Origin of the sequence: Bradyrhizobium genosp. SA-4 str. CB756, from assembly GCF_000473125.1 — a bacterium.
Taxonomy (GTDB): Bacteria; Pseudomonadota; Alphaproteobacteria; order Rhizobiales; family Xanthobacteraceae; genus Bradyrhizobium; species Bradyrhizobium arachidis.
In genome coordinates, this window is sequence record NZ_KI421499.1 from 7985102 (window position 1) to 8010521 (window position 25420).

The 25420-nt window shown below is 64.5% G+C and carries 24 protein-coding genes; 18 read left to right on the forward strand and 6 right to left on the reverse strand.

Features of this window, described 5'->3' with window-relative positions:
* Positions 1-63: 63 nt before the first annotated feature.
* Positions 64-948 (reverse strand): DUF4339 domain-containing protein, encoded by an 885-nt coding sequence (locus tag BRAGE_RS0138630; protein ID WP_027561712.1) that lies wholly within the window; start codon positions 946-948, stop codon positions 64-66.
* A gap of 237 nt (positions 949-1185) precedes the next feature.
* Between BRAGE_RS0138630 and BRAGE_RS0138635 the strand changes: the two genes are divergently transcribed.
* The 12 genes from BRAGE_RS0138635 to xth all read left to right on the forward strand — a co-directional run bounded on the left by BRAGE_RS0138635 (position 1186) and on the right by xth (position 13075).
* Positions 1186-1524 (forward strand): P-II family nitrogen regulator, encoded by a 339-nt coding sequence (locus BRAGE_RS0138635; protein WP_027535359.1) that lies wholly within the window; start codon positions 1186-1188, stop codon positions 1522-1524.
* Positions 1525-1652: 128 nt separating this feature from the next.
* Positions 1653-2954: an ammonium transporter gene (locus BRAGE_RS0138640; protein ID WP_027561711.1), complete on the forward strand. Its 1302-nt coding sequence runs from the start codon at positions 1653-1655 to the stop codon at positions 2952-2954.
* A 39-nt stretch (positions 2955-2993) separates the two neighbouring features.
* Positions 2994-3308, forward strand: coding sequence for an ArsR/SmtB family transcription factor (locus BRAGE_RS0138645; protein ID WP_027561710.1), 315 nt, complete (start codon positions 2994-2996; stop codon positions 3306-3308).
* Positions 3309-3320: 12 nt separating this feature from the next.
* Positions 3321-3677: an SRPBCC family protein gene (locus tag BRAGE_RS0138650; RefSeq protein WP_027561709.1), complete on the forward strand. Its 357-nt coding sequence runs from the start codon at positions 3321-3323 to the stop codon at positions 3675-3677.
* 41 nt (positions 3678-3718) lie between these two features.
* Entirely contained in the window at positions 3719-4321 is a 603-nt protein-coding gene (locus BRAGE_RS0138655; protein WP_027561708.1) for an ATP-dependent Clp protease proteolytic subunit, read from the forward strand.
* 401 nt (positions 4322-4722) lie between these two features.
* Positions 4723-5061, forward strand: coding sequence for a P-II family nitrogen regulator (locus BRAGE_RS0138660; RefSeq protein ID WP_027525082.1), 339 nt, complete (start codon positions 4723-4725; stop codon positions 5059-5061).
* Between the two features lie 37 nt (positions 5062-5098).
* On the forward strand, positions 5099-6547 hold the full coding sequence (locus BRAGE_RS0138665) for an ammonium transporter (protein ID WP_027561707.1): 1449 nt from the start codon (positions 5099-5101) through the stop codon (positions 6545-6547).
* 205 nt (positions 6548-6752) lie between these two features.
* Positions 6753-7157 (forward strand): GFA family protein, encoded by a 405-nt coding sequence (locus tag BRAGE_RS0138670; protein ID WP_027561706.1) that lies wholly within the window; start codon positions 6753-6755, stop codon positions 7155-7157.
* Between the two features lie 322 nt (positions 7158-7479).
* The gene (locus tag BRAGE_RS0138675) at positions 7480-8694 is read left to right on the forward strand and encodes an aminotransferase class I/II-fold pyridoxal phosphate-dependent enzyme (RefSeq protein ID WP_027561705.1); all 1215 of its coding nucleotides are present in this window, start codon (positions 7480-7482) and stop codon (positions 8692-8694) included.
* A gap of 9 nt (positions 8695-8703) precedes the next feature.
* A complete protein-coding gene (locus BRAGE_RS0138680; RefSeq protein WP_027561704.1) occupies positions 8704-11193 on the forward strand; it encodes a DNA translocase FtsK in 2490 nt (829 codons plus the stop codon).
* Positions 11194-11343: 150 nt separating this feature from the next.
* Positions 11344-12099 (forward strand): outer membrane lipoprotein carrier protein LolA, encoded by a 756-nt coding sequence (locus BRAGE_RS0138685; protein ID WP_027561703.1) that lies wholly within the window; start codon positions 11344-11346, stop codon positions 12097-12099.
* Between the two features lie 160 nt (positions 12100-12259).
* Positions 12260-13075: an exodeoxyribonuclease III gene (gene xth / locus BRAGE_RS0138690; protein ID WP_027561702.1), complete on the forward strand. Its 816-nt coding sequence runs from the start codon at positions 12260-12262 to the stop codon at positions 13073-13075.
* Between the two features lie 150 nt (positions 13076-13225).
* Here the strand turns inward: xth and BRAGE_RS0138695 are convergent, their stop codons facing one another.
* Positions 13226-13669: a cyclic nucleotide-binding domain-containing protein gene (locus BRAGE_RS0138695; protein WP_027561701.1), complete on the reverse strand. Its 444-nt coding sequence runs from the start codon at positions 13667-13669 to the stop codon at positions 13226-13228.
* Positions 13670-13727: 58 nt separating this feature from the next.
* Complete coding sequence (locus BRAGE_RS0138700) at positions 13728-14414, reverse strand: response regulator transcription factor (protein ID WP_008142830.1); 687 nt, start codon at positions 14412-14414, stop codon at positions 13728-13730.
* 202 nt (positions 14415-14616) lie between these two features.
* Between BRAGE_RS0138700 and BRAGE_RS0138705 the strand changes: the two genes are divergently transcribed.
* On the forward strand, positions 14617-15186 hold the full coding sequence (locus BRAGE_RS0138705; protein ID WP_027561700.1) for a L,D-transpeptidase family protein: 570 nt from the start codon (positions 14617-14619) through the stop codon (positions 15184-15186).
* Between the two features lie 6 nt (positions 15187-15192).
* Complete coding sequence (locus tag BRAGE_RS0138710; protein WP_027561699.1) at positions 15193-15978, forward strand: 2-keto-4-pentenoate hydratase; 786 nt, start codon at positions 15193-15195, stop codon at positions 15976-15978.
* A gap of 160 nt (positions 15979-16138) precedes the next feature.
* On the opposite strand, the gene BRAGE_RS0138715 is transcribed toward BRAGE_RS0138710, so the two are convergent.
* Positions 16139-16828 (reverse strand): YggS family pyridoxal phosphate-dependent enzyme, encoded by a 690-nt coding sequence (locus BRAGE_RS0138715; protein ID WP_027561698.1) that lies wholly within the window; start codon positions 16826-16828, stop codon positions 16139-16141.
* 107 nt (positions 16829-16935) lie between these two features.
* Here BRAGE_RS0138715 and BRAGE_RS0138720 point away from each other — a divergent pair, with 107 nt between their 5' ends.
* The gene (locus BRAGE_RS0138720) at positions 16936-18639 is read left to right on the forward strand and encodes a sensor domain-containing diguanylate cyclase (RefSeq protein WP_027561697.1); all 1704 of its coding nucleotides are present in this window, start codon (positions 16936-16938) and stop codon (positions 18637-18639) included.
* Here BRAGE_RS0138720 and BRAGE_RS0138725 read toward each other — a convergent pair.
* Positions 18636-19682 carry a GGDEF domain-containing protein gene (locus BRAGE_RS0138725; RefSeq protein WP_027561696.1) on the reverse strand — a complete coding sequence of 349 codons (1047 nt, stop codon included), beginning with the start codon at positions 19680-19682 and terminating at the stop codon, positions 18636-18638. The genes BRAGE_RS0138720 and BRAGE_RS0138725 overlap by 4 nt on opposite strands.
* A 190-nt stretch (positions 19683-19872) precedes the next feature.
* Here BRAGE_RS0138725 and leuS point away from each other — a divergent pair, with 190 nt between their 5' ends.
* From leuS to holA, 3 genes are all read left to right on the forward strand, one after another.
* Complete coding sequence (gene leuS, locus BRAGE_RS0138730; RefSeq protein WP_027561695.1) at positions 19873-22497, forward strand: leucine--tRNA ligase; 2625 nt, start codon at positions 19873-19875, stop codon at positions 22495-22497.
* A complete protein-coding gene (gene lptE / locus BRAGE_RS0138735) occupies positions 22484-23035 on the forward strand; it encodes an LPS assembly lipoprotein LptE (RefSeq protein WP_027561694.1) in 552 nt (183 codons plus the stop codon). Before leuS ends, lptE begins: the two co-directional genes overlap by 14 nt.
* A gap of 112 nt (positions 23036-23147) precedes the next feature.
* Positions 23148-24176 (forward strand): DNA polymerase III subunit delta, encoded by a 1029-nt coding sequence (holA, locus tag BRAGE_RS0138740; RefSeq protein WP_027561693.1) that lies wholly within the window; start codon positions 23148-23150, stop codon positions 24174-24176.
* 292 nt (positions 24177-24468) lie between these two features.
* Here the strand turns inward: holA and BRAGE_RS0138745 are convergent, their stop codons facing one another.
* Complete coding sequence (locus BRAGE_RS0138745) at positions 24469-25356, reverse strand: ParB/RepB/Spo0J family partition protein (protein WP_027561692.1); 888 nt, start codon at positions 25354-25356, stop codon at positions 24469-24471.
* Positions 25357-25420 lie beyond the last annotated feature (64 nt).

Here is a 25420-nt window from a genome sequence, read left to right on the forward strand (position 1 = left end):
CGCGCGGAAAAGCCCGATCGCCATAAACGCGATAATTCGCGCTGATGGCTTACCGGACCATGCTTAGAGCGACCCGCGCGGAGCGAGCTCGGTCTGCGATGCGAACCAGTTCATGATCCAGCGATACACCCACGGGATCGGGATGATCAGGCTGCACAGGATCGCTGCCACGATTCCGCGCCAGAGAATCCCGAGACCGCTGCCCTTGAACACGATCTCGCGGCGCGTGCCTTCGACGCTGCGGCAGAACCAGCGCATCTGGGCCGCGGCGACCCAAGCCCAGCCGATGATGGTGATGATCGAGATCGCGAACAGCAGATTCCAGCCGATATAGGCCCAGACCGAGCCGGAGAAGCTGAGGCCGAGCGGCTGCCCGTTGGAGGCGAGGTTCGCGACCATCCATTTGATCAGGAGCCAGTAGAGCACGATCTGCACGATGAACAGCAAATTGCTGAGCAGCTGGCTGCCGATGTAGCCAATCACGATTGCCAGCACGATGAAGCCGAAGAACCACGGCACCAGCGTCATCGCATTGCCGGTGAAGCTGAGGTTCGGACGTCCCGGGACCTTCACGCAGGACACGATCCACTTCGTGTACCAGACGAACACCCACGGGATCGGGATGATGAAGCACGAGGCGATCACCATCACGATCGTTCGCCAGGTGAACTCGAGGATGCCGAAATCGACCGCGAGTGCTCCGCCGGCGCCAGCATAAGCTCCGCCACCCATCATCGGCGGGCCGCCGGCCGGGACCATCGGCGGCGCACCGCCGCCGCCGCCGCCAATCAGGCCGGGGATTTCGGCAGCCTTCTGCCAGCCGGCCATGCCCTCGGACCACACCAGCGTATCCGGCCGCACGATTCCTTGCGCGACCAGATCGCGGAATTGCCCTTCCTGGAACGGCCCCTGCTGCTTGCCCTCAGCCGCGTAAAACCAACTTGCCATGAAGCGTCCCCCTCAAAATACTTATGTACCGCTCGACAGGCGCAGGTTCACCGCATCCATGCCAAAAATGCATTGTGAATGATGAACGGCTGCCCTGTACAGAGGCGGCCGTTCACACGGCCAAACGTTTTTCCGCTTCAACCTGCAACTTTTTTATGCCATTTGCCCGGAAAGATGCCAGATTGACGCGGCGCCGGGGACATACGGCGCGGCGCATCCCGGGGAATAGGCCTGACCATGAAACTCGTCGTCGCGATCATCAAACCCTTCAAGCTCGATGAGGTCCGCCAGGCCCTGACGGCGATCGGCGTCCACGGCATGACTGTGACCGAGGTGAAGGGTTACGGCCGCCAGAAGGGCCACACCGAAATATATCGCGGCGCCGAATATGTCGTGAACTTCCTGCCGAAGCTGCGGATCGAGATCGCGGTCGCCTCCGACATCGCCGACAAGGCGGTCGGCGTGATCACCGCGTCCGCGCGCACCGGTCAGATCGGCGACGGCAAGATCTTCGTCACGCCGATCGACCATGCGCTGCGCATCCGCACCGGCGAGACCGACAGCGACGCGCTTTAGATTCTTGTTTGACGCGTTTTCTTCACGCGAACTGGTATCCACTTCGCTTGAAAACGCTTTGAACCTTTCGATCGCACCGGGCAACGACGCCGCAGCGTGCGACGCCAATTGATGCCGGGGGAAATGACATGGCGGGATTGTTGCGCCGCGCGGCCGCTTTGGCTGCGCCGATCGGATTTGTGTTCGCTTTGGCTGCGCCGGCGCATGCAGCAAGCTCCGAGATCAACACCGCCGACACCGCCTGGATGATCGTCGCCACCGCGCTGGTGCTGATGATGACGATCCCCGGGCTGGCGCTGTTCTACTCCGGCATGGTGCGCAAGAAGAACGTGCTCGCCACCATGGCGCAAAGCCTCGCCGCGGTGACGATCATCTCGATTCTCTGGGTCGCGTTCGGCTATTCGCTGTGCTTCGTCGGCGACGGCCCGTGGATCGGCTCGCTCGACCGCTGGTTCCTCGCGGGCATGACCATGGATAGCGTCAATCCGGCGGCGAAGACGATCCCGGAATCGCTGTTCATGCTGTACCAGATGACGTTCGCCATCATCACGGTGGCGCTGGTCGCAGGCTCGGTCGCCGACCGGATGCGGTTCTCCGCTTATCTGCTGTTCTCTGTCGCCTGGTTCATCTTCGTCTACATTCCGCTGGCGCATTGGGTGTGGGGCGGCGGCTTCCTCGCCAGCATGGGCGTGATGGATTTCGCCGGCGGCCTCGTCGTGCATCTGTCGGCCGGCACCGCCGGCCTCGTCGCCGCCAAGGTGATGGGACGCCGCCACGGCTACGGCACCGAAAATCTCTCGCCGTTCGATCTGTCGCTCGCGGTGATGGGCACCGGCCTGTTGTGGGTCGGCTGGTTCGGCTTCAACGGCGGCTCGGCGGGCGCGGCCAATTCGCGCGCGGTGATGGCGATCATCGCGACGCATCTTGCCGCCTGCTCCGGCGCGCTGACCTGGGGCGCGATCGAATGGTCGACCCGGCGCAAGCCTTCCGTGCTCGGCATGATCTCCGGCGCGGTCGCAGGCCTCGGCACTATCACGCCGGCCTCCGGCTTCGTCGCGCCGTGGCACGGCATCGTTATCGGCATCGCCGCCGGCGCGGTCTGCTACTGGGCCTGTACCTGGCTGAAGCATCGCTTCAACTATGACGACTCGCTCGACGTGTTCGGCGTCCACGGCATTGGCGGACTGACCGGCACGCTTCTGGCCGGCGTGTTCGCAACCAGCGCGATCGGCGGCACCGCCGGCCTGATCGAGGGCCATCCGCAGCAGCTCCTGATCCAGCTCTATGGCGTCGCCGTCACCTTCGTCTGGGCGGCGGGCGTGAGCTTCATCCTGCTCAAGCTGGTCGCCCTGTTCGTACCCCTGCGCGTCTCCCGTGAGCAGGAGCTCGAGGGTCTCGACATCACCCAGCACGGCGAGGCCTTGCAGTAAGGGCTTGCACGACACATAAGCACGTGCTTATGTGTCGTCATGATCGAAGCCGACATCTTCAAGGCACTCGCCGACCCGACGCGCCGAAAAGTCTTTGAGAAGCTCGCTGGCGGAAGCCTGAATGCCAGCGCCTTGCGCGACGGATTGGAGATCAGCCAGCCGGCGATGTCGCAGCATCTTTCGGTGCTGCGTGCGGCGGGGCTCGTGCGCGAGCAGCGGCAAGGCCGCTTTGTGAATTACGAGGTCGATCCGGACGGGATCGCCGCCATCGGGACATGGCTCGCGCGCTACCGCGCCTACTGGCCGAAGCGCATGGAAGCACTCGCCGATCTCTTGAAGGACATGGATCAATAAGGACAGGGATCAATGAGCGACGCCGCGAAACCTGATCATCCCGACGCAAACCTCGTGCTCGAATATGATTTCGATGCGCCGCCGGCAAAGGTCTGGCGCGCCGTGACCATTCCTGAATTGCGCGAGCGCTGGCTGCCGGATTGCGACCTTGCGGGCGCCGAGCCGGAATCAGCGATCCCTGGCGAAGAGGTGCGCTACCGGCTACGCGATTCCGAGCCGCCGTATCGAGAGAGCCACGTCATTTTCCGGATCGAGCCGAACGAGGACGGCGGCACCCGCTTCCGCATCATCCAGCAAGCCTGCGACGATCGAACGAAGCTGCCGCAGCCGGCCAACAGCAATTGCTGCCTGATGCGCGCGGCCGCTTAACCCCAACAAGACTTCATCACCCGTAGACATGGAGGTCGCCGATGCGCGACATGCTTCAGCTCGTCCCTATGGTCGTCGAACAATCGGCGCGCGGCGAACGATCCTTCGACATCTATTCGCGGCTCCTGCGCGAGCGCATCATCTTCCTCAACGGCGAGGTCAATGACGCGATGTCCGGACTGGTCTGCGCGCAGCTCTTGTTCCTGGAAGCGGAGAATCCGAGCCGGCCGATCAATCTCTACATCAATTCCTACGGCGGCGTGGTCACCTCTGGACTTGCGATGTACGACACCCTACAGTTCATCAAGGCGCCGGTCCATACGCTGTGCATGGGCACCGCGCGCTCGATGGGCTCGTTCCTGCTGATGGCCGGCGAGCCCGGTCACCGCGCCGCCTTGCCCAATGCAAGCCTTCACGTGCATCAGCCGCTCGGCGGCTTTCAGGGCCAGGCTTCCGACGTCCTGATCCATGCCAACGAGATGCAGGAAACCAAGCGGCGCCTCATCCGGCTCTATGCGCAGCATTGCGGGCGCTCCGAGGCGGAGGTGGAGCGGACCTTGGACCGCGACCACTTCATGACCGCGCAGCAGGGGGTCGAATGGGGATTGATCGATCGGGTTTTTGCAGCGCGCGATGCTGCCTGACACTCCGCCTGCGGCCGCTCATCTGCATGATCGGTTGCGCGTATCGCGTGGGCACCGGCGCCTAGGCTCGATATTTTGCGGCTCAGCGCGCCCCTCACCCCCTAAGCTGATACCTTTGGGCTGCCCGACACATGAGCAACATTGTGTCGGCAGCCTGTCGTGCTCACATTTTAAGCAGATCTGACCACGTTTTGAGCGCGACGTATTAGCGCACTGCAGCGCAATACCCGTCGAGCGCGAAAACACCCGTTTTCATAGTCCGTTAGGCAATGCGCCCGATCTGGCACGGCATTTGATTCTAAGGGTCCCGGCTGTGCCCGCGTAGTGAACTCTCCCTCGTGGCGAACCAGTCGAGAAACGCCCGGCCACGTCCGGACCGGGCTCAAGCGGGGATAGGACCCATGAAAATTGTTATGGCGATTATCAAGCCATTCAAGCTGGAAGAAGTCCGTGACGCCCTGACCGCCATTGGCGTTCACGGACTCACGGTGACGGAAGTCAAGGGATATGGCCGCCAGAAAGGCCATACGGAAATCTATCGCGGCGCCGAATATGCCGTGAGCTTCCTGCCCAAGATCAAGATCGAGGTCGCTGTCGCCTCCGACCAGGTCGACAAGACCATCGACGCCATCACGTCCGCGGCGAAAACCGGACAGATCGGCGACGGCAAGATCTTCGTGATCAGTCTCGACCATGCGGTTCGCATCCGCACCGGCGAGGCCGACGCCGCGGCCCTTTGATTTCGCGCTCAACCTTATCCAATCAGGAGTGAATAAAATGACGTTTAAGCGTCCCTATGGCGCGGGATTGGCGGCTCTCGCAGTCGGCCTGTTCGCTGCGACCGCAGCCTACGCCGAGCCAACGGTCAACAAGGGAGACAACGCCTGGATGCTGACATCGACAGTGCTCGTGCTGTTGATGACGATCCCCGGCCTCGCGCTGTTCTACGGCGGTCTCGTCCGTTCCAAGAACATGCTCTCGGTGCTGATGCAGGTGTTCTACACCGTCTGCGTCGTCACCGTGATCTGGGCCGTGTACGGCTACAGCCTCGCCTTCACGGGCGGCTCCGACTTCATCGGCGGCTTCTCCAAGGCCTTCATGATGGGTGTCACCACCGACTCGAAGGCCGCGACCTTCTCGGTCGACGCCAACATCTCGGAGCTCATCTACATGTGCTTCCAGATGACCTTCGCGGCGATCACGCCCGCCCTCATCGTCGGCGCCTTCGCCGAGCGCATGAAGTTCTCGGCGATCGCGCTCTTCATCCCGCTCTGGGTCACGCTGATCTACTTCCCGATCGCGCACATGGTCTGGTACTGGCCCGGCCCGGACGCGATCCAGGATGCGGCCAAGGCTCTTGCTGCTGCCACTGACGCGGCGGCGAAGACCGCGGCGCAGGCCAAGCTCGACGAGATCAACGCCGATGCTGGCTGGATCTTCAAGGCAGGCGCGATCGACTTCGCCGGCGGCACCGTGGTGCACATCAACGCCGGCATCGCAGGCCTCGTCGGCGCTCTCCTGATCGGCAAGCGCGTCGGTTACGGCAAGGAGCTGATGGCTCCGCACTCGCTGACCATGTCGATGATCGGCGCCTCGCTGCTCTGGGTCGGCTGGTTCGGCTTCAACGCCGGCTCCAACCTCGAAGCCAACGGCGGCGCCGCCCTCGCCATGACCAACTCCTTCGTCGCCACCGCGGCCGCCGCGCTGTCGTGGATGTTCGCGGAGTGGATCGTGAAGGGTCACCCGTCGGTGCTCGGCGTCATCTCCGGCGCTGTCGCGGGCCTCGTGGCCGTCACGCCTGCCGCCGGCTTCTCCGGTGTCATGGGCGCGATCGTCCTCGGTCTCGTGGTCGGCGTGGTCTGCCTGTTCTTCTGCACCGTCGTGAAGAACGCGCTCGGCTACGATGACAGCCTCGACGTGTTCGGCGTGCACTGCATCGGCGGCATCGTCGGCGCGCTCGGCACCGGCATCCTGGTCAATCCGGCTCTCGGTGGTGCGGGCATCATCGACTACACCGCGATCCCGCCCAAGGTTGCCGATTACGACTTCGCCGTGCAGATGCTGTCCCAGCTCAAGGCTGTCGGCACCACGCTGGTGTGGTCGGGCGTCGGTTCGGCGATCCTCTACAAGGTCGTCGACGTGATCGTTGGCCTCCGCGCCAATGTCGAGAGCGAGCGTGAAGGCCTCGACATCACCGAGCACACCGAGCGCGCCTACAACATGTAACCTCTCCTCCCGGGCGCGGTCTCCTAGGGGACCGCGTCCACAACTACGGTTTGGGCACATACCCGGCAATGCCCCGACCGTTGAGGGGCTCCAGCGCAAGTTGGAGCCCCTTTCTTTTTGACCGCGCGCAAAAGAAAAGGATTGCCATTCCAGATTGCCGGCGCAGAAATACCGGCCACAACGAACAACAAACCGGGAGGTCGTCATGCGTTTGGAAGGCGGATGCTATTGCGGCGAAGTGCGCTACGTGGCCGAGGGCGACCCGATGATGCAGGCCCAGTGTCATTGCCGCGAGTGCCAGTACATCTCGGGCGGCGCGCCCAACACCTTCATCGCGATGCCGGCGGCCGGCTTCAGCTACATCACCGGGCAGCCGAAGCAGTTCACGCGCAAGGACCTCGAACGCGCCGTGACGCGCGAATTCTGCGCCGAATGCGGCACGCATCTGGTGACCAAGGTCCCCGGCCTGCCCGCCGCGATCCTGAAGGTCGGCACGCTGGACGAGCCGAAACAGTTCCACCCGCAGATGGCGATCTACACCTGCGACATGCAGGAGTTCCACGCGATCCCCGCGGGCATGAAGACATTCGATAAGCTGCCGGGGCATTAAGGTCGCGATGATGGTGCGCTCCCTCCCGCGAATGCGGGGGAGGGCGCCTCCGCGGTGGGATTCGCCAAGAGGAGAGAGCCCTCACCCGGCGCGCGGGACGATGCTACGCATCGCCCGGGGCGCGCCGACCTCTCCCGCAAGCGGGAGAGGTCGGAATCGCCCTCCATCCCGTTGTTATCCGGTCTCATTATCCCCGCTCTGGACGGAGGCGGCGGCCGATGGTTAATCGCGTCTTAACCTCGCCCTATCTATGGTGAACTGAACCGCTTCCCGCCGGCGCCTTGATGCGACCGGCTGTTCCAAGAGTACTGGCGCCCAACGAATGGCTCTGACCGCTTCATCCCGTGCGCCGCAGGGCGGTGGTAGCTCCGATTCCCAACGCTCGCCCTTCGTCCGGCTGAACGAGCTGCTGGCCCCGCATCAGCCGGGCAAGCCCTTGATTTCGCTTGCAGTTGGCGAGCCCCAGCATCCCGTGCCCGAGTTCGTCGGCCCGGTGCTGGCCAAGCACATCGCCGATTTCGGCCGTTACCCGATGAACCAGGGCACCGAGCCGTTCCGCCAGGCAGCAGGTGCCTGGCTGTCGTCGCGCTTCAAGCTGCCGCGACCGCTCGACCCCAAGACCGAAATTCTCGTCCTCAATGGCAGCCGCGAGGGGCTGTTCCTCGCCGCGATTGCAGCGGCGCGCTATGTCGGGCCGAAGCCAGGCAAGCCTGCCATCCTGATGCCGAACCCGTTCTATCCGGTCTATGGCGCGGGCGCCGGTGCCGCAGCCTGCGAACAGGTCTATCTGCCGACCACCGTCGAAAACGGTTTTCTGCCCGATCTCGACGCCATCGACGAGGCGACGCTGGCGCGCACCGTGGCGTTCTATCTGGCCTCGCCCGCAAATCCGCAGGGTTCGGTCGCCAAGCCCGATTATTTCAGGCGGCTGAAGCAGCTCGCCGACCGCTACAACTTCATGATCCTCAGCGATGAGTGCTATTCGGAGATCTACACCCGCGAGGCGCCAGGCAGCGCGCTCGAATCCGCGGGTGCCGACTTCACCCGCGTGGCTGCGTTCCAGTCGCTGTCAAAACGCTCCAATTTGCCGGGCCTGCGCGTCGGCTTCGCCGCGGGCGACAAGAAGTTCATCGGCATGTTCCTCGAGCTGCGCAACATTGCGGCGCCGCAGGTGCCGGTGCCGCTGCAGCATGTCGCGACCGTTGCCTATGGCGACGAGGCGCATGTCGAGGAGAACCGCAGGCTCTACCGGATCAAGTTCGATCTCGCCGACCAGATCATCGGCAATCGCTACGGCTATCGCCGGCCCGACGGCGGCTTTTGCGTCTGGCTCAACACGTCCGAGATCGGTGACGACGTCTCGGTGACCCTGAAGCTGTTTAGGGAAGCCGGCGTGCGCGTGGTGCCCGGCTCCTATCTCGCGCGGCTTCAACCTGACGGCTTCAATCCCGGTGCCGGCTACATTCGCCTGGCGCTGGTGCAGGATAGTGAGACCACGGCGCAGGCGTTGCACCGGCTGGTCGAAACTCTGGGTTAGGCGGGGCCCATGAGCATGTCGGCAATCGAACGTGTCATTCCACTGGTCGGCCATCTGCCGCCGTCGATCCGCGAGGGTCTGGCGCGGCGGATGCGCGAGCTCACCGGCCTCGGCATGGTCGGGCTGGCGGGCGTGGCCTCGGCCGCGCTGATGACCTGGTCGGTGCAGGATCCCAGCCTCAGCCACGCGACCTCGCGGCCGATCCGCAACATTCTCGGCTATGCCGGTGCGATCGGCGCCGACCTTGCGATGCAGATCCTCGGGCTCGGCGCCATCATGCTGGTCCTGACCGTCGCGGTCTGGGGTTGGCGCATGATGACGCATCGCCCGTTCGACCGCGAAGCGCTGCGGCTCGGTTCCTGGATTCTCTGCACGGTGATCGCGGCGGGCTTCGTCAGCTGCTGGCCGCATGGCGGCGCCTGGCCGCTGCCGACCGGCCTCGGCGGCGTGGTCGGCGACGCCCTGGTGCGCGCGCCCGCGGTGATTTTCGGACCCGCCGGCACGATCTACCGCATGGTACTCGGCACGATCCTGTTCGCCGCGATGACTGCGACGTTCCTGATCGCCTGCGGCCTCGGCGCACGCGAGCATGACGACGAGCTCGCCGAGATCGAGGATGACGACAAGCCGCTCGATGAGGACGAGGGGAGCGATCGCGGCTCGGTGTCGCTGGGCTGGCTGTTCCACGCCCTGATGAGCACCAAGGCACGCCTGATCTGGCTGTGTGGTGCCGCCTACCGCGCGCTGGTCTCGAGCGGACCGAAGACCAAGGCCGTTGCGTTCAGCCGCCAGGAGCCGAATCTCGGCGGCGGCCGCACCGCGCCCTCGATCTCGCCGCAGTCCGAAGACGAGGACGACGAGGGCGAGCACGAGGAGGACGAAGAGGAAGGCGAGGAGGAAGAGGAAGAAGAGGAAGAGCCCGCCGCGCGCGCCCCGCGCAAGAAGGCTGCGCCGAAGGCCGCTTCCAAGAAATCCTCCGACAAGTTCGAGCTTCCGTCCGTCTCCGTGCTGGCCGCGCCCAAGGCCGGCGATCGCCAACCACTCAGCAAGGCCGAGCTGGAAGCCAATTCGCGCTCGCTCGAAGGCGTGCTGCAAGATTTCGGCGTGCGCGGCGAAATCGTGAAGGCCAATCCGGGTCCGGTCGTCACGCTGTACGAGCTGGAGCCGGCGCCCGGCATCAAGTCTTCACGCGTGATCGGCCTCTCCGACGACATCGCCCGCTCGATGAGCGCGCTGTCGGCGCGCGTCGCCGTCGTGCCGGGCCGCAATGCGATCGGCATCGAGCTGCCGAACGCGCATCGCGAAAAGGTTTACCTGCGTGAACTGCTGGTCGCGAAGGAAGCGACCGAGACGGTCGCGAAGCTGCCGCTCTGCCTCGGCAAGACCATCGGCGGTGACCCCGTCATCATCGACCTCGCGCGCACGCCGCACATGCTGATCGCCGGTACCACCGGCTCGGGCAAGTCGGTCGCCATCAACACCATGATCCTCAGCCTGGTCTACCGGCTGCGCCCCGATCAGTGCCGGCTGATCATGGTCGATCCGAAGATGCTCGAACTCTCCGTCTATGACGGCATTCCCCATCTGCTCACGCCTGTCGTGACCGATCCGAAGAAGGCGGTGGTCGCGCTGAAATGGGCCGTGCGCGAGATGGAAGAGCGCTACAAGAACATGGCCAAGCTCGGTGTGCGCAACATCGACGGCTACAACACGCGCCTCGGCGAGTTGAAGGCCAAGGGCGAGGAGCCGACGCGCACGGTACACACCGGCTTCGACAAGGAGACCGGCAAGGCGATCTACGAGGAAGAGAAGCTCTCGCTCGACCCGCTGCCCTACATCGTCATCATCGTCGACGAAATGGCCGACCTGATGATGGTCGCGGGCAAGGACATCGAAGGCGCGGTGCAGCGCCTCGCACAGATGGCGCGCGCCGCCGGCCTGCATGTGATCCTGGCGACGCAGCGGCCGTCGGTCGACGTCATCACCGGCACCATCAAGGCCAACTTCCCGACCCGCATCGCCTTCCAGGTGACGTCGAAGATCGACAGCCGCACCATTCTCGGCGAGATGGGCGCCGAGCAGCTGCTCGGCCAGGGCGACATGCTGTACATGGCGGGCGGCGGCCGCATCAGCCGTGTGCACGGACCGTTCGCGTCCGACGAGGAAGTCGAGAAGGTGGTGCGTCACCTCAAGACGCAGGGCCAGCCGGAATACCTCGAAGCGGTTACCGCCGAAGAGCCGACCGAGGACGAGGACGGGGCGGTGTTCGACGCCACCGGCATGGGCGCGGACGGCGGCGGCGACCTGTTCGCGCAGGCCGTTGCGATCGTCAAACGAGACCGCAAGGCCTCGACCAGCTACATTCAGCGCCGCCTGCAGATCGGCTATAATCGCGCCGCATCGCTGATGGAGCGCATGGAACTGGAAGGCATCGTCGGACCCGCTAACCACGCCGGAAAGCGCGAGATTCTGGTCGAGGAAGAAGACAGCCATATGTGAGGCAGCTGCCTCTGAACGAAATTTCACGTAGAATCGATATCTGCTTTTGCCCGAAATCACGCTAAAAGACGCCCAGCCACACAGGACGACGCGTTGATCAGACATCCGGACACTCGATTCGCTGCCAGCATTGCCGCGCGAAGCGCGCGCATGGCCGGCGTGCTTCTCGTCACCGCCGCGATGGTGACCACTGCGTCGCTCGCGCAGAACGTCCCCGTGCCAAAACCCGCGCCGAAGGGCCGCGATGGCGGGGCATCCGCTGGCGGCCCCGCGGTCACCGGTGCGACCCAGCAGCCGCCGAATCCGGTAATCCCGGATCCGCGCCGCAATGTGCCGAGCAGCATCTTCCAGACCTTCGACGACAAGCAGAAGGCGCAGGCGGCCAAGGTCAGCGCCTATCTGTCCTCGCTCCAGACGCTGGTCGGGAATTTCGTCCAGGTCGGTCCCGACGGCAGCAAGACGCAGGGCGACTTCTACATCCAGAAGCCCGGCAAGGTGCGCTTCGAATATGACGCGCCGAGCCCGATCGACATCGTCGCCGACGGCTCCTCGCTGGTGGTGCGCGACCGCAAGCTGGCGACCCAGGACGTCTATCCGCTGTCGCAGACGCCGCTGCGCTTCCTGTTGTCCGACCGCATCGACCTGATGAAGGACACCAATGTCGTCAACGTCACGGCCGACGACCTCTTCGTCAGCGTGACCATCGAGGAGAAGCAGGCGCTGGTCGGCACCAGCCGCTTGCTGCTGATGTTCGGCGCCAAGGACGGCCAGCTCAAGCAATGGACCGTCACCGACCCGCAGGGCTACGACACCACGATCGCGGTCTACAATCTGGATTCGAGCAAGAAGCTCGATCCCGGCATGTTCAAGATCGATTTCACCAATTACGGCCCGGCGCCGGGATAAGCGCTCCGCTGCCGTAGGGTGGGCAAAGGCGCGCTTGCGCCGTGCCCACCATCTCGTCCTCGTGGAGGCAATGTGGGCACGCTTCGCTTTGCCCATCCTACGAGGGCTTGCTGTGGACAAGCATTTTGCCCACGCCAATCCATGCTAAGACGCAACCCTCATGCGTCTTTCCCTGACAACCTGGAACATCAATTCGGTGCGGCTGCGCATCGACCTGGTCGCGAAATTCCTCAAGAGCGCGCGGCCGGACGTGCTGTGTCTCCAGGAAACCAAGTGCATCGACGATGCCTTTCCGCTGAAGCGCTTCAAGCGGCTCGGCTATGAGCATGTCGCGCTGAACGGGCAGAAAGGCTATCACGGCGTTGCCATCGTCTCGAAGATTCCGTTCGAATCGAAAGACATCCGCACCTTCTGCGACAAGGTGGATTCGCGCCATGTCTCGGTGTCGTTCGGTGAGAAGGCCAACATCGCAAAGCCGCTGGTGCTGCATAATTTCTACGTGCCCGCCGGCGGCGACGTTCCCGATCCCGCGCTGAACGAGAAGTTCGACCACAAGCTCCGCTTCCTCGACGAGATGACGGCGTGCGAGCCGCTGCATCCACGCGGCGAGGACCGTCACATCCTCGTCGGCGATCTCAACGTCGCCCCGCACGAGAACGACGTGTGGTCGCACAAGCAGCTGTTGAAGGTGGTCTCGCACACGCCTGTCGAAACCGAGAAGCTGAAGGCTGCGCTTGCCGCCGGCGAATGGATCGACGTCGCGCGCGACCGCATCCCGATGTCGGAAAAAGTCTATACGTGGTGGAGCTACCGCTCCGCCGACTGGACCGTCGGCGACCGCGGCCGCCGGCTCGATCACATCTGGGTCTCGCGCGCGCTGAAGGATGCGGTCAGCGATTTCAAGATCCTGCGTGATGCGCGCAGTTGGGAACGGCCGTCGGACCACGTGCCGGTGACCGTGACGCTGGAGGTTTAAACCCCTGCCGTCATTCCGGGGCGCGACAAAGTCGCAGGCGATGGTGCGCAATTGCGCACCTGAGAATCCACTCATCCACCGTCGCTGACGCTCAATGGATTCCGGGCTCGCGCTACGCGCGCCCCGGAATGACGGGTGGAGAGACCGACCTCACGACGTCAGCTTCGCGCCCGCCATCAGGATATCGCTGGCAATCTGGCTCGAGCGCACCGCGAATTCATCCCGCAAGCGGACCGCGGCAGCGGGATCGCTTTCGAGCACGCGCTGGAAAAGGCTGCGCGCGACACGGATGACGGAGGCGTGCTCCAGCGCGACCGCGCTCGACGGCCGCTTCATCGGCACCACCAGCGCGAGCTCGCCGATCAGCGCGCCGGGGCCTGCGATCATCTCGGCACCGGCGCCGTCGTCGACCCGGAAGGCGCCGCGCTGGACCACGAAGCCGGCATCGGCCTCGTCGCCGAGATTGAACAGGACGTCGCCGCGGACGAAGTTGCGCTGCTCGGAGCCGATCGCCAGCATGCGCAACGAGGCGTCTCCCAACAGGCGCAAGGTCGGGACACGCTCGAGAAGCGCTACGTCGTCGTCGATTGACATTCAGGTCCGAGGCTCAAGGGCACGATATCTAAAACGATTCGCGCGCCCCCGAAGCGTATCACGGCACCAGTTTGTAGCCACCGGCTTCCGTGACCAGGATCTCCGGGTTCGCGGCGTCCTTCTCGATCTTCTGGCGCAGACGGTAGATGTGGGTTTCCAGCGTGTGCGTAGTGACGCCGGAATTGTAGCCCCAGACCTCCTGGAGCAGGGTCTCGCGCGAGACCGGCATCTGGCCTGCCCGGTAGAGGAAGCGGAGGATGGCGGTTTCCTTTTCCGTCAGCCGCACCTTGCGGGCATTGGCCGCGGTCAGCATTTTCGAGCCGGGACGGAAGGAGTAGGGGCCGACCGAGAACACCGCGTCCTCGCTGGCCTCGTGCTGCCGAAGCTGGGCACGGATACGGGCCAGCAGCACGGCGAAACGGAAGGGCTTTGCGACGTAGTCGTTGGCGCCGGATTCCAGCCCCAAAATCGTATCGGAATCGGTGTCATGCCCGGTCAGCATGATGATTGGGGCCTTGAAGCCGCCCTTGCGCAAGGAGCGGACCACCTCGCGGCCGTCGGTGTCGGGCAGGCCGACATCCATCAGGACCAGATCGGGGGAATTGGCCTTTGCGGCGCTTGCACCCTTGGCGCCGGTATCGACGGCGGAGGCTTCGAATTCTTCGTGCAGCGATAATTGCTCCACCAACGTATCGCGCAGATCGGTATCGTCATCCACGATCAGGATCTTGCGGGCATTGGCCATAGGGGGTCATCCTTTTGGAGTCCGGCTCAGCGCGCATACATGCTGCACCCAGCCGCGAGGGAAAGTTAGGGGTCGCCGTTATTATTGTTGTTCGTGTTGAAGTAGTGGGCTGTTGCCGATTCTCAAGCCAGAACCACTCTAACGCAGAATAGCAGGGCGATTTGATGAATGTCCTGTAATGAATTCGACATTGCACGGTCACATGAAAAACAAAGCTATATCAGCTAGTTACACCCGAAATCGGAGCGCCGGACCGCTGCCTGCGATCCGCGTTAGGCCTGCCGCCGGGAATCCACGCCGGGGCTGGTTGACCGCCGGCGCGCTGACAATTCCGGTGGCGCTGGGGCGGGGCGGCATTCTCGCCAACAAGCGCGAGGGCGACGGCGGCACCCCCAGGGGCAGTTTCCGTCCCAGGCAATTGTGGTGGCGCGCCGACCGGCACAGCCGTCCCAAGACCTTCCTTCCGGCCAGGACCATCACCGGCGCGGACGCCTGGTGCGAAGATCCTGTCGATCGCCATTACAACCAGTGGATCCGGCGCGGGCAGGGCGAGGGCGGCGACCGTCTCAAGCGAGACGACCATCTCTACGACTTCATCATCGAGATCGACCACAACACAAGGCCGCGCATCGCCGGCCGCGGCAGCGCCGTCTTCCTCCACCTGGCGCGCGACAATTTCGGGCCGACAGCAGGCTGCGTCTCCATGACCAAGGCGGCGATGCTGCAATTGCTGCGACGGCTCGGACCCAAAACAAAAATCATCATCGGGTGAGGGCACATGCTCGGCAAGGATCACATCGCCACAGCTTCCAACGTCCTGGTCAAGCATTGGCGCGACGGCACCAAGCTCGGCGCGCTGGAGACGAGTTTGCGGCCGCAGAGCCGCGCTGACGGCTATGCCATCCAGGCCGCGCTCGAAACGCAGTCGCTCGGAAAACTTTTCGGCTGGAAGATCGCAGCAACCAGCGAGGCCGGCCAGAAGCACATCAACGTCGCGGGGCCGCTGGCCGGTCGTATCATGAGCGACACGGTGATCGCCGACGGCGGCACCGCGTCGATGAAGGGTAACGAGATGCGCGTCGGCGAACCTGAATTCGCCTTTCGCATGGGACACGACCTGCCGCCACGTGCCGCGTCCTACAGCGTCGACGAGGTGCTTGCGGCCGTCGAGAGCTTGCATCCTGCGATCGAGATTCCCGATTCGCGCTTTGCCGATTTCGCCAGCGCCGGCGAAGCGCAGCTCATCGCCGACAATGCCTGCGCGCATCTGTTCGTGCTGGGCGCGGCGACATCGGCGAACTGGCGCGCGATCGATCTCGTCGACGAGCGGCCGCAGATCACGCTGCGCGGCCAGCACTACACCGGCCACGGCAAGAACGTGCTCGGCGACCCCCGCGTTGCGCTCGCCTGGCTCGCCAATGAGCTGCGCGGGCTCGGCATCACCTTGCGGGCAGGGGAGGTGGTGACCACAGGCACCTGCCATCCGCCGCTGCCGATCCAGGCCGGCGATTATTTTGCGGTGGATTTTGGTGTGCTGGGGAAGGTGTCGGTGGGGTTTGCGTAGGTAGCACACCCACTGTCGTCCCTGCGAAAGCAGGGACCCATAACCCCAGGGAGGGGCGTGGCGCGAGTTGGCAACCACGAGTCTTCGCCAAACTGCTCCCTGTGGTTATGGGTCCCGGATCTGCGCTCCGCTTCGCTGCGCTTGTCCGGGACGACAAAGACTACCTGTGCCCGAAGATCGCGCTCCCCACCCGCACATGGGTGGCGCCCAGCATGATGGCTGTCGCAAAATCCGCGCTCATGCCCATCGACAGGTTCTTCAATCCATTTCGCGCGGCGATCTTCGCGGTCAGCGCAAAATGCGCCGCCGGCGGCTCGTCCACCGGCGGGATGCACATCAGGCCGGAGATCGTCAGCCCATAGGTGTCGCGGCAGCTCGCGAGGAAGGCGTCGGCCTCGCCGGGGGCGATGCCCGCCTTCTTCGGCTCCTCGCCGGTGTTGATCTGGACGAACAGCTGCGGGTGCTTTATCTGGGATTCGATTTCCTTGGCTAACGCTTGGCAAATGCTCGGGCGGTCAACCGAATGGATGGCGTCGAACAGCGCAACGGCCTCTTTCGCCTTGTTAGATTGCAGCGGCCCGATCAGGTGCAGCGCGATATCGAGGTAAACAGACGTTAACGCCGGCCACTTGCCCTTGGCCTCCTGCACGCGATTCTCGCCAAATACGCGCTGTCCGGCGTCGATGACCGGTGTAATTGCATCCGCGGCGAACGTCTTCGACACCGCGATCAGCGTCACCGAGGCGCGATCGCGCTGCGCATCCTTGCAGGCGCGTGCAATCTCGGCTTCGACCGCGGCGAGCGCGCTTGGTGAATCGCCGGTTACCGGCGCGTCGTTGTGTTCTGTCATGACGTCGATTGACCGTGAACGTACGGGAGGTAAGTCCAATTTTACCGAGTTCAAGAAAGAGTTTTTGAACCCTTCGCTTTACCTTGCCCGCGGGGTGGGCAGCGAAGATGGCAAACGTCAGTTTCAACCGCAAACGAGCGAAACTCAAGCAGGTTCTCGGGATCCGGGCGCGGCTCGCCTTGCTCGCGGTGATTCTGGTGACGCCCTTGATGTTCGAGCGCATCCGCTCGCTCGAAGACACGCGCGCCAAGCAGATCGCGCAGGCTGCGGCCGAATTCACCACCATTGCCAGGCACAGCGCCGATGCGCAGCGCGAGGTGATCTCGTCGGTCGAGACCATCCTGAAATCGGAAGCCTTCATCCGCGCCTCCGCCGGCGGCATCAGCAAGAGCTGCGACGTGCTGCGCGCGAGCCTACCGTCGAACCTTCCCTGGATCCGCACGCTCTTGATCGCCGGCCAGGACGGCCGCATCCAGTGCGCCACCAACAACATGTATGTCGGCCTCGACCTCAGTGACCGGCCCTACTTCCAGCAGGCGCAGGAAACCGGCCGCTTCGTGCTGAGCGACTTCATCCTGTCGCGGCCGGTGCCATCGCCGACCGTGATGGCCGTCTATCCGGTGTCCGCCTTCAGCGGCGTCACGGATGCCGTCGTGCTCGCCACCGTCAACCTCGACTGGATGTCGAAGGTCATGAGCAATCTCGGCGGCCGCGCCGGCATCACCGCGGTGCTGGTCGATAGCGCCGGCACGGTGCTGGCCGCGCCCGCCGACCAGCATAGCGCGGTCGGCCGCCCCCTCGACAACATGCCGCTGATGTCGGCGATCGCCGACAAGGCATTGCGGTCGGACCAGGACGAAGGCTCGCTGTCCTTTCTCGCCGCCGACGGCTCGCGCCGCGCGGTCAGCTACATCCGCATTGCCGGCACCAATGCCCGCCTGATCGCCAGCATCGACGAGGACAAGGTGTCCGCGGCGGTCAGCCGCGACATCCGCACCGCCTATCTTCAGCTCGCTTTCGTCGTGGTGTTCGTCCTACTCGGCGCGCTGATCGCGGCCGAGAAGCTGGTGATCAAGCCGATCGAGATGCTGGCCGACATGGCCAAGCGCCTCGGCGAAGGCGACCTCTCGGCGCGCGCCGCGCGCAACCGATTGCCCGCCGAGTTCGTGCCGCTGGCCCGCGCCTTCAACGCGATGGCGGCGCAGCTCAGCCAGCGCGAGCGCGAGCTGATCGCGAGCAACGACCGCCTGACCGTGATGGCCTCGATCGACATGCTGTCGGGCCTCGCCAACCGCCGCGGCTTTCAGAGCCGGCTCGATTTCGAATGGATGCGCGCGCAGCAATATGGCAGCGAGCTCGCGCTGCTGATGATCGACGTCGACCACTTCAAGCTCTTCAACGACACCTATGGCCATCTCGAAGGGGATTCCTGCCTGACCAGGCTCGGCGAATCGCTGTCCGGCATCGCCGCTGATACGATGGGATTTGCAGCCCGCTATGGTGGCGAGGAGTTCTGCCTGCTGTTGCCGAACACCGACGTGAACCGCGCCGTCGAGATCGGCGAGCAGGTGCGCGCGGCCGTGCTGAAGCTGTGCCTGCCGCACATCACCTCCAGCCACATGATCGTCACCGTCTCGATCGGCGTTGCCGCGACCAAGCCGAACGAGGCCTTGCGTCCCGGCGATCTCATCGAAGCCGCCGATGCCGCGCTCTACGCCGCAAAACACCGCGGCCGCAACAACGTCGTCGAGCACGGCGTGCAGGTGATCGACGCCGGCGGCGCACAGATGATGATAGCCGCCAGCGCCTAGCCGGCAGCGCCGGCGCGATCGAGCTCGATCTCCGTCACCACGCGATTGCGGCCGCCGCCCTTGGCGAGATAGAGCGCGCGGTCGCAGCGCTCGATCAGATCAGTGATCGCTTCGCCGGCCCGGTACTGCGCAACGCCAATCGACACGCTGATGCCGGGCAGGGTCTCGCCGGTCGAGCGGCGCGTGATCGTGCATTCGGCGATCGCGCGCCTGATGCGCTCGGCGAGCTCGGCACAGGTGGCGAGGTCGGCGTCCGGCAGCACCGCGATCAGCTCCTCGCCGCCATAGCGCGCCGGCAGATCCTGCGGGCGGACCTTTTCGCGCAACACTTTTGCCATCAGCCGCAGCACCTGGTCGCCGACGCCGTGACCAAAATTGTCGTTGAAGGTCTTGAAGTGATCGATGTCGAGCAGGAGCACGCTGAGCGGCTCACCCCAATCCGCGGTCGCCTGCGCCTTGCGCAGGAATTCGTCGAGCGCGTGGCGGTTGGCGAGCCCCGTCAGCGTGTCGGTCCGGGCGCGCTCCTCGGACCGCGACAGCGAATCGCGGATCACGTCGAGCTCGCGGGTCTTTTCGGCAAAGCCGGCCTCGAGCCGCGTCGCCCTGGTCGCGGCCCGCGCCAGCTCGTTCATGAGCTGGGCGACCAGCACCTTCGGATCGACGCCGGCCTTGCCCTGGTCCGCAACTTCGCTGATCGCCTGCATCTGGGAATGATTATCGGCGATCGCGGTCGTCAGAAACTCCCTCGCCGTACCCATCAGCGTATGCAGCCGCTCGGACGTGTCGGCGACGACGGCGCTCACCTGTGGCGCGACATAGGTCTCGAACAGATCCAGATTGGTCCTGCTGTCGAAAGGCCGGTTGTGGTCGATCAGGAGATCGATGGCGTTGCGCAGATCGTCATGGCTGCCCGCGAAATATTGGAACCAGACGGCAAAATTGATCGGCGTCGGCGGAATCTGCTGTTCGGCCATGGCCCGCATCGCCCGTCCGGCGATGGACGCGGCATAGTCGTAATCGGGATCGTCGAAGCTGGAATCCATCGCGGCATCTGGGCCTTAGCAGGCCGCAACCTCGCACCGAGCCCTTAATCACCCCCCAACGAGGGCTCAGTACTTATGCGGATGCCGCTGGCCAAAGTTCCAAATCGCGGCAACCCATTGACCCCCTGAGGACTTCTATGGCCTAGTCCGCCGTCTTTAGACGGCCGAATCCAAGAAAACCAACGATTCCATGACCTCCGAACGCTACAACGCCCGCGACGCCGAACCGCGCTGGCAACGCCAATGGGACGAACAAGCGATCTTCGTCTCGAAGAACGACGATTCGCGGCCGAAATACTACGTCCTCGAGATGTTCCCCTACCCGTCCGGACGCATCCATATCGGTCATGTCCGCAACTACACGCTCGGCGACGTGCTGGCCCGCTTCATGCGCGCCAGGGGCTACAACGTGCTGCACCCGATGGGCTGGGACGCGTTCGGCCTGCCGGCCGAGAACGCCGCCATCGAACGCAAGGTCGCGCCGAAGTCCTGGACCTACGACAACATCGCCGCGATGAAGAAGCAGCTCCGCTCGATCGGGCTGTCGCTGGACTGGTCACGCGAATTCGCGACCTGCGACCCCAGCTACTACAAGCATCAGCAGAAGATGTTCTTGGACATGCTCGCCGCGGGCCTCGCCGAGCGCGAGAAGCGCAAGCTCAACTGGGATCCGGTCGACATGACCGTGCTCGCCAACGAGCAGGTGATCGACGGCCGCGGCTGGCGCTCGGGCGCAATTGTCGAGCAGCGCGAGATGAGCCAGTGGGTCTTCAAGATCACGAAGTACTCGCAGGAGCTTCTGTCCGCGCTGGACGGGCTCGACCGCTGGCCCGACAAGGTGCGGCTGATGCAGCGCAACTGGATCGGCCGCTCCGAGGGCCTCTTGATCCGCTTCGCGCTGGATCAGGCGACGACACCTGCCGGCGAGAGCGAGCTGAAGATTTTCACGACGCGCCCCGACACGCTGTTCGGCGCGAAATTCATGGCGATCTCGTCGGATCATCCGCTGGCGCAGGCCGCTGCCGCGAAGAACCCGAAGCTTGCGGAATTCATCTCCGACATCAAGAAGATCGGCACCGCGCAATCGATCATCGACACCGCGGAGAAGCAGGGTTTTGACACCGGCATCCGCGCGGTGCACCCGTTCGATCCCTCCTGGAAGCTGCCGGTCTATGTCGCGAATTTCGTGCTGATGGAGTACGGCACCGGCGCGATCTTCGGCTGCCCGGCGCACGACCAGCGCGACCTCGACTTCGTCAACAAATACAATCTCGGCAACACGCCGGTCGTTTGCCCCGAAGGCCAGGACCCGAAATCATTCGTCATCACCGACACCGCCTATGACGGTGACGGCCGCATGATCAATTCGCGCTTCCTCGACGGCATGACCATCGATCAGGCCAAGGAAGAGGTGGCGAAGCGTCTGGAGAGCGAGCTGCGCGGCAATGCGCCGGTAGGCGAGCGCCAGGTCAATTTCCGCCTGCGCGACTGGGGCATTTCGCGCCAGCGCTATTGGGGCTGCCCGATTCCCGTCATCCATTGCCCGAAATGCGATGTGGTGCCGGTGCCGGACGACCAGTTGCCGGTGGTGCTGCCGGAGGATGTGAGCTTCGACAAGCCGGGCAACGCGCTCGACCATCATCCGACCTGGAAGCACGTCACCTGCCCGAAATGCGGCGGCAAGGCGCAACGCGAAACCGACACCATGGACACCTTCGTGGATTCGTCCTGGTACTTTGCGCGCTTCACGGATCCCTGGAACGAGAACGCGCCGACGACGCCTGCGGTCGCCAACCGGATGCTGCCGGTCGACCAGTATATCGGCGGCGTCGAGCACGCGATCCTGCATCTGCTCTACAGCCGCTTCTTCACCCGCGCGATGAAGGCGACCGGCCACATCGCGCTGGACGAGCCGTTCGCCGGCATGTTCACGCAGGGCATGGTGGTGCACGAGACCTACCAGACGGCCGACGGCACCTACGTGCAGCCGGCCGAGGTGAAGATCGAGGTCGGCGCTAATGGCAGGCGCGCGACGCTGCTGGCATCAGGCGACGACATCACGATCGGCCCGATCGAGAAGATGTCGAAGTCGAAGAAGAACACGGTCGATCCGGACGACATCATCGAAACCTACGGCGCCGACGTCGCCCGCTGGTTCATGCTGTCGGACTCCCCGCCCGACCGCGACGTGATCTGGAGCGACGAGCGCGTCCAGGGCGCCTCGCGCTTCGTGCAGCGGCTGTGGCGGCTGGTGAACGACTCCGTGGATCTCGGCAAGGCCGCGCCGGCGGATCGGCCCGCCTCCTTCGGCCCTGACGCGACCGCCTTGCGCAAGGCGGCCCATGGTGCGCTGGACAAGATCACCACCGGCATCGAACGGCTGCACTTCAACGTATGCCTCGCCCATATCCGCGAGTTCACGAATGCGTTTTCGGAGGTGCTGCAGCGTCCCGGCCAGCCGGCCCCTGATTTGGCCTGGGCGATCCGGGAGGCGAGCCAGATCCTGGTCCAGCTGTTCTCCCCGATGATGCCGCACCTGGCCGAGGAGTGCTGGCAGGTCCTGGGTCACTCCAGGCTGGTTTCAGAGGCCAATTGGCCGCAAATCGAACGCGATTTGCTGGTTGAAGACAGCGTGACCCTGGTGGTCCAGGTCAACGGCAAGAAGCGGGGCGAGGTCACAGTTGCAACAGCGGCCCAGAATCCGGAAATCGAGGCTGCCGTTTTGGCCCTCGATGCGGTAAAGCTGGCCCTGGACGGCAAGCCCGTCCGCAAGGTGATCATCGTCCCCAAGAGGATCGTGAATGTTGTCGGCTAGGATCCGTATCGCAGCCCGCTTGGTGGCGGTTGCCGCTCTGGCGGCGCTGACGGCCGGCTGCTTCCAGCCGATGTATGCCGAGCGTACCGACGGCACCCCCGGCCTGCGCGAAAAGCTGATGGGGGTCGAGCTTCCGCCGATCGCCAAGCCGAACGCCTCCCGCGAGGCCCGTGTCGGGGTCGAGGTCCGCAACGCCCTGGCCTTCAAGCTCTACGGCACCGCCACCGGCATGCCGCCGACCCACCGCCTCGACATCCGCTTCACTTCCAGCAAGTCGTCGCTGCTGGTCGATCCCAATACGGCCCTGCCGACCAGCGAAAACTACGGGATCGACGCCCAGTACAACCTGATCGAAGTCGCCACCGGCAAGTCGGTGATGACCGGCACCACGTTCTCGCGCGTGTCCTACGACATGCCGGGCTCTTATCAGCGCTTCGCCCGCAACCGCGCCGTGCGCGACGCCGAGGATCGCGCCGCCAACGAGATCGCCGAGAACATCACGACCCGGCTGGCCGCGTTCTTCACCGCGGGTACGTAAAACCCTTCCGTCATTCCGGGGCACGCGAAGCGTGAACCCGGAATCTCGATCCCCAACCTCTGGATTCCGGGCTCGCGCGTCGCGCGCCCCGGAATGACGCCGTTGAGGCAACATGGTCGCGCTGCGCGGAAAAGAGATCGATGCCTTCCTCGCCCGTCCCGATGCGGGCCGTCCGATCATCCTGCTCTATGGACCTGACGCCGGCCTCGTGCGCGAGCGCGCCGATGCGCTGATCGCCTCGGCGGTCGATGATCCCAACGATCCCTTCTCGCTGGTCAAGCTCGACGGCGACGAGCTCTCCGCCGAGCCGTCGCGCCTGGTCGATGAAGCCATGACCGTGCCGCTGTTCGGCGGCCGCCGCGCCATCCGCATCCGCGCCGGCTCGCGCAGCTTTGCCAGCGGCGTCGACACGCTTGCGGACATGAGCGTGAAGGATTGCCGCATCGTGATCGAGGCCGGCGAGCTGCGCCCCGAGTCGCCGCTGCGCAAGGCCTGCGAGAAGGCCAAGACCGCGGTGGCGATCGGCTGCTATCCCGACACCGAGCGCGACCTCGCAAAACTGATGGAAGACGAGCTCCGCATCGCCAATCTGCGCATCACGCAGGATGCCCGCGCCGCGCTGATGTCCTTCCTCGGTGGCGACCGCCAGGCCTCGCGCAACGAGCTGCGCAAGCTCACGCTCTATGCTCATGGCAAGGGCGAGATCACGCTGGATGATGTGATGTCCGTGGTCGCCGATGCGTCCGAACTGAAGCTCGATCCGATAGTCGACGGCGCCTTCGCCGGCCGGCCCGATATCGTCGAGACCGAATTCGCAAAAGCCATGATCGCCGGCACCTATCCCGGCGTAATCATCTCGGCCGCGCAGCGCCAGGCGGCGTGGCTGCACAAATCCGCGCTCGCGATCGCCGACGGACAGCCTGCCTCCGCGGTGCTCGACGGCGGCTATCCGCGGCTGCATTTTTCGCGCAAGCCCATGGTCGAAACGGCACTGCGCAATTTCAGCGTGGCGCGGCTTACCGCCGTGATCGAGCAACTCGCGACCGCCGCGCTCGACACCCGCAAGCAATCGACCCTCGCCGCCGCCATCGCCCAGCGCACACTGATGGCGATTGCCGCGAACGCGAAGCGGCGGGGCTGAGATCTCCACTCTTACTGCCGTCATTGCGAGCGAAGCGAAGCAATCCAGAGTCCCTCCGCGGGGAGATTCTGGATTGCTTCGTTGCGCTCGCAATGACGATGTGGAAACCGATGCGCCGCAATAACGCAGCGAAACGTCAGATCCGTCATCCTGAGGTGCGAGCCGCGTGGCGCAACGCGGCGCGCGGAGAGCCTCGAAGGATGAACGGCCCCGATGCAGCCGGGCCGTCGCCCTTCGAGGGACGCTGAAGAAGCGGCCACCTCAGGGGGACGGTGATAGAGAGTGGGTACGTCTACAGCACGCCCTTGGCGAGCCGCTTCATCACCTCGTCGAGCTGATCGAGGTTGCGGTAGTTGACCTGGACCGAGCCGCCGGGGTCGCGATGGTTGACGGTGACCTTGAGACCGAGCGCGTCACTGACGCGCTTCTCCAGATCGATGGTGTCGGGGTCCTTTTCCTTGCCACCGGTCGAGCGCGCCTTCTGCGGCTTGCGCTCGGGCACGCCCTCTTCATGCGCGAGCGCCTCGGCCTGGCGGACGTTGAGACCTTCCTCGACGATGCGCTTGGCGGCCGCAAGCGGATCGGGCACACCGATCAGCGCGCGGGCATGGCCGGCGGTCAGATCGCCGCTGGTGATCAGGGCCTGCACCTCGGTCGGCAGTTTTGTCAGCCGCATCATGTTGGCGATGTGGCTGCGGCTCTTGCCGACGACCTTTGCGATGTCGTCCTGGCTGCGCTTGAACTCGTTGGCGAGCGCGTGATAGCCGAGCGCCTCTTCCATCGGGTTGAGATCTTCGCGCTGCACGTTCTCGACGATCGCGAACTCCAGCGCATCGCTGTCGCTGATGTCGACCGGCACGATCGGCACTTCATGCAGGCCCGCCATCTGCGAAGCGCGCCAGCGCCGCTCGCCGGCGATGATCTCGTAGCGGTCCTGAGCGCCCTTCACCGGCCGCACCACGATCGGCTGGATCACGCCGTGCTGCTTGATGGACTCGGAGAGCTCCTTCAACTCGGTGTCCGAAAAGGTGCGGCGCGGGTTGCGCGGATTGGCCTTGAGGAATTCGATCGGTACCTTGCGCTGCGTGCGCGGACGGTCGACGTGCTGAGCCTCGCCGCCGACATCACCGATCAGACTCGCAAGACCCCGGCCCAATCGCGAACGCGCTTCGTCGGCCATTGCCAACTCCCTTGGATTCACGGTGCAGCACTCCAGAACTGAATTTCGAATCGTAGGGTGGGCA

Bases quoted from the DNA above. Each gene is read 5' to 3' on its own strand.
- BRAGE_RS0138700 (WP_008142830.1), bottom strand. From the start codon at position 14,414: ATGGCCAATGCCCGCAAGATCCTGATCGTGGATGACGATACCGATCTG.
- BRAGE_RS0138715 (WP_027561698.1), bottom strand. From the start codon at position 16,828: ATGACAGAACACAACGACGCGCCGGTAACCGGCGATTCACCAAGCGCG.
- xth (WP_027561702.1), top strand. From the start codon at position 12,260: ATGCGTCTTTCCCTGACAACCTGGAACATCAATTCGGTGCGGCTGCGC.
- BRAGE_RS0138745 (WP_027561692.1), bottom strand. From the start codon at position 25,356: ATGGCCGACGAAGCGCGTTCGCGATTGGGCCGGGGTCTTGCGAGTCTG.
- BRAGE_RS0138655 (WP_027561708.1), top strand. From the start codon at position 3,719: ATGCGCGACATGCTTCAGCTCGTCCCTATGGTCGTCGAACAATCGGCG.
- BRAGE_RS0138680 (WP_027561704.1), top strand. From the start codon at position 8,704: ATGAGCATGTCGGCAATCGAACGTGTCATTCCACTGGTCGGCCATCTG.
- BRAGE_RS0138695 (WP_027561701.1), bottom strand. From the start codon at position 13,669: ATGTCAATCGACGACGACGTAGCGCTTCTCGAGCGTGTCCCGACCTTG.
- BRAGE_RS0138650 (WP_027561709.1), top strand. From the start codon at position 3,321: ATGAGCGACGCCGCGAAACCTGATCATCCCGACGCAAACCTCGTGCTC.
- BRAGE_RS0138660 (WP_027525082.1), top strand. From the start codon at position 4,723: ATGAAAATTGTTATGGCGATTATCAAGCCATTCAAGCTGGAAGAAGTC.
- BRAGE_RS0138630 (WP_027561712.1), bottom strand. From the start codon at position 948: ATGGCAAGTTGGTTTTACGCGGCTGAGGGCAAGCAGCAGGGGCCGTTC.
- BRAGE_RS0138725 (WP_027561696.1), bottom strand. From the start codon at position 19,682: ATGGATTCCAGCTTCGACGATCCCGATTACGACTATGCCGCGTCCATC.
- BRAGE_RS0138665 (WP_027561707.1), top strand. From the start codon at position 5,099: ATGACGTTTAAGCGTCCCTATGGCGCGGGATTGGCGGCTCTCGCAGTC.
- BRAGE_RS0138720 (WP_027561697.1), top strand. From the start codon at position 16,936: ATGGCAAACGTCAGTTTCAACCGCAAACGAGCGAAACTCAAGCAGGTT.
- BRAGE_RS0138670 (WP_027561706.1), top strand. From the start codon at position 6,753: ATGCGTTTGGAAGGCGGATGCTATTGCGGCGAAGTGCGCTACGTGGCC.
- BRAGE_RS0138710 (WP_027561699.1), top strand. From the start codon at position 15,193: ATGCTCGGCAAGGATCACATCGCCACAGCTTCCAACGTCCTGGTCAAG.
- BRAGE_RS0138705 (WP_027561700.1), top strand. From the start codon at position 14,617: ATGAAAAACAAAGCTATATCAGCTAGTTACACCCGAAATCGGAGCGCC.
- BRAGE_RS0138640 (WP_027561711.1), top strand. From the start codon at position 1,653: ATGGCGGGATTGTTGCGCCGCGCGGCCGCTTTGGCTGCGCCGATCGGA.
- BRAGE_RS0138685 (WP_027561703.1), top strand. From the start codon at position 11,344: ATGGCCGGCGTGCTTCTCGTCACCGCCGCGATGGTGACCACTGCGTCG.
- BRAGE_RS0138645 (WP_027561710.1), top strand. From the start codon at position 2,994: ATGATCGAAGCCGACATCTTCAAGGCACTCGCCGACCCGACGCGCCGA.
- lptE (WP_027561694.1), top strand. From the start codon at position 22,484: ATGTTGTCGGCTAGGATCCGTATCGCAGCCCGCTTGGTGGCGGTTGCC.
- leuS (WP_027561695.1), top strand. From the start codon at position 19,873: ATGACCTCCGAACGCTACAACGCCCGCGACGCCGAACCGCGCTGGCAA.
- BRAGE_RS0138635 (WP_027535359.1), top strand. From the start codon at position 1,186: ATGAAACTCGTCGTCGCGATCATCAAACCCTTCAAGCTCGATGAGGTC.
- BRAGE_RS0138675 (WP_027561705.1), top strand. From the start codon at position 7,480: ATGGCTCTGACCGCTTCATCCCGTGCGCCGCAGGGCGGTGGTAGCTCC.
- holA (WP_027561693.1), top strand. From the start codon at position 23,148: ATGGTCGCGCTGCGCGGAAAAGAGATCGATGCCTTCCTCGCCCGTCCC.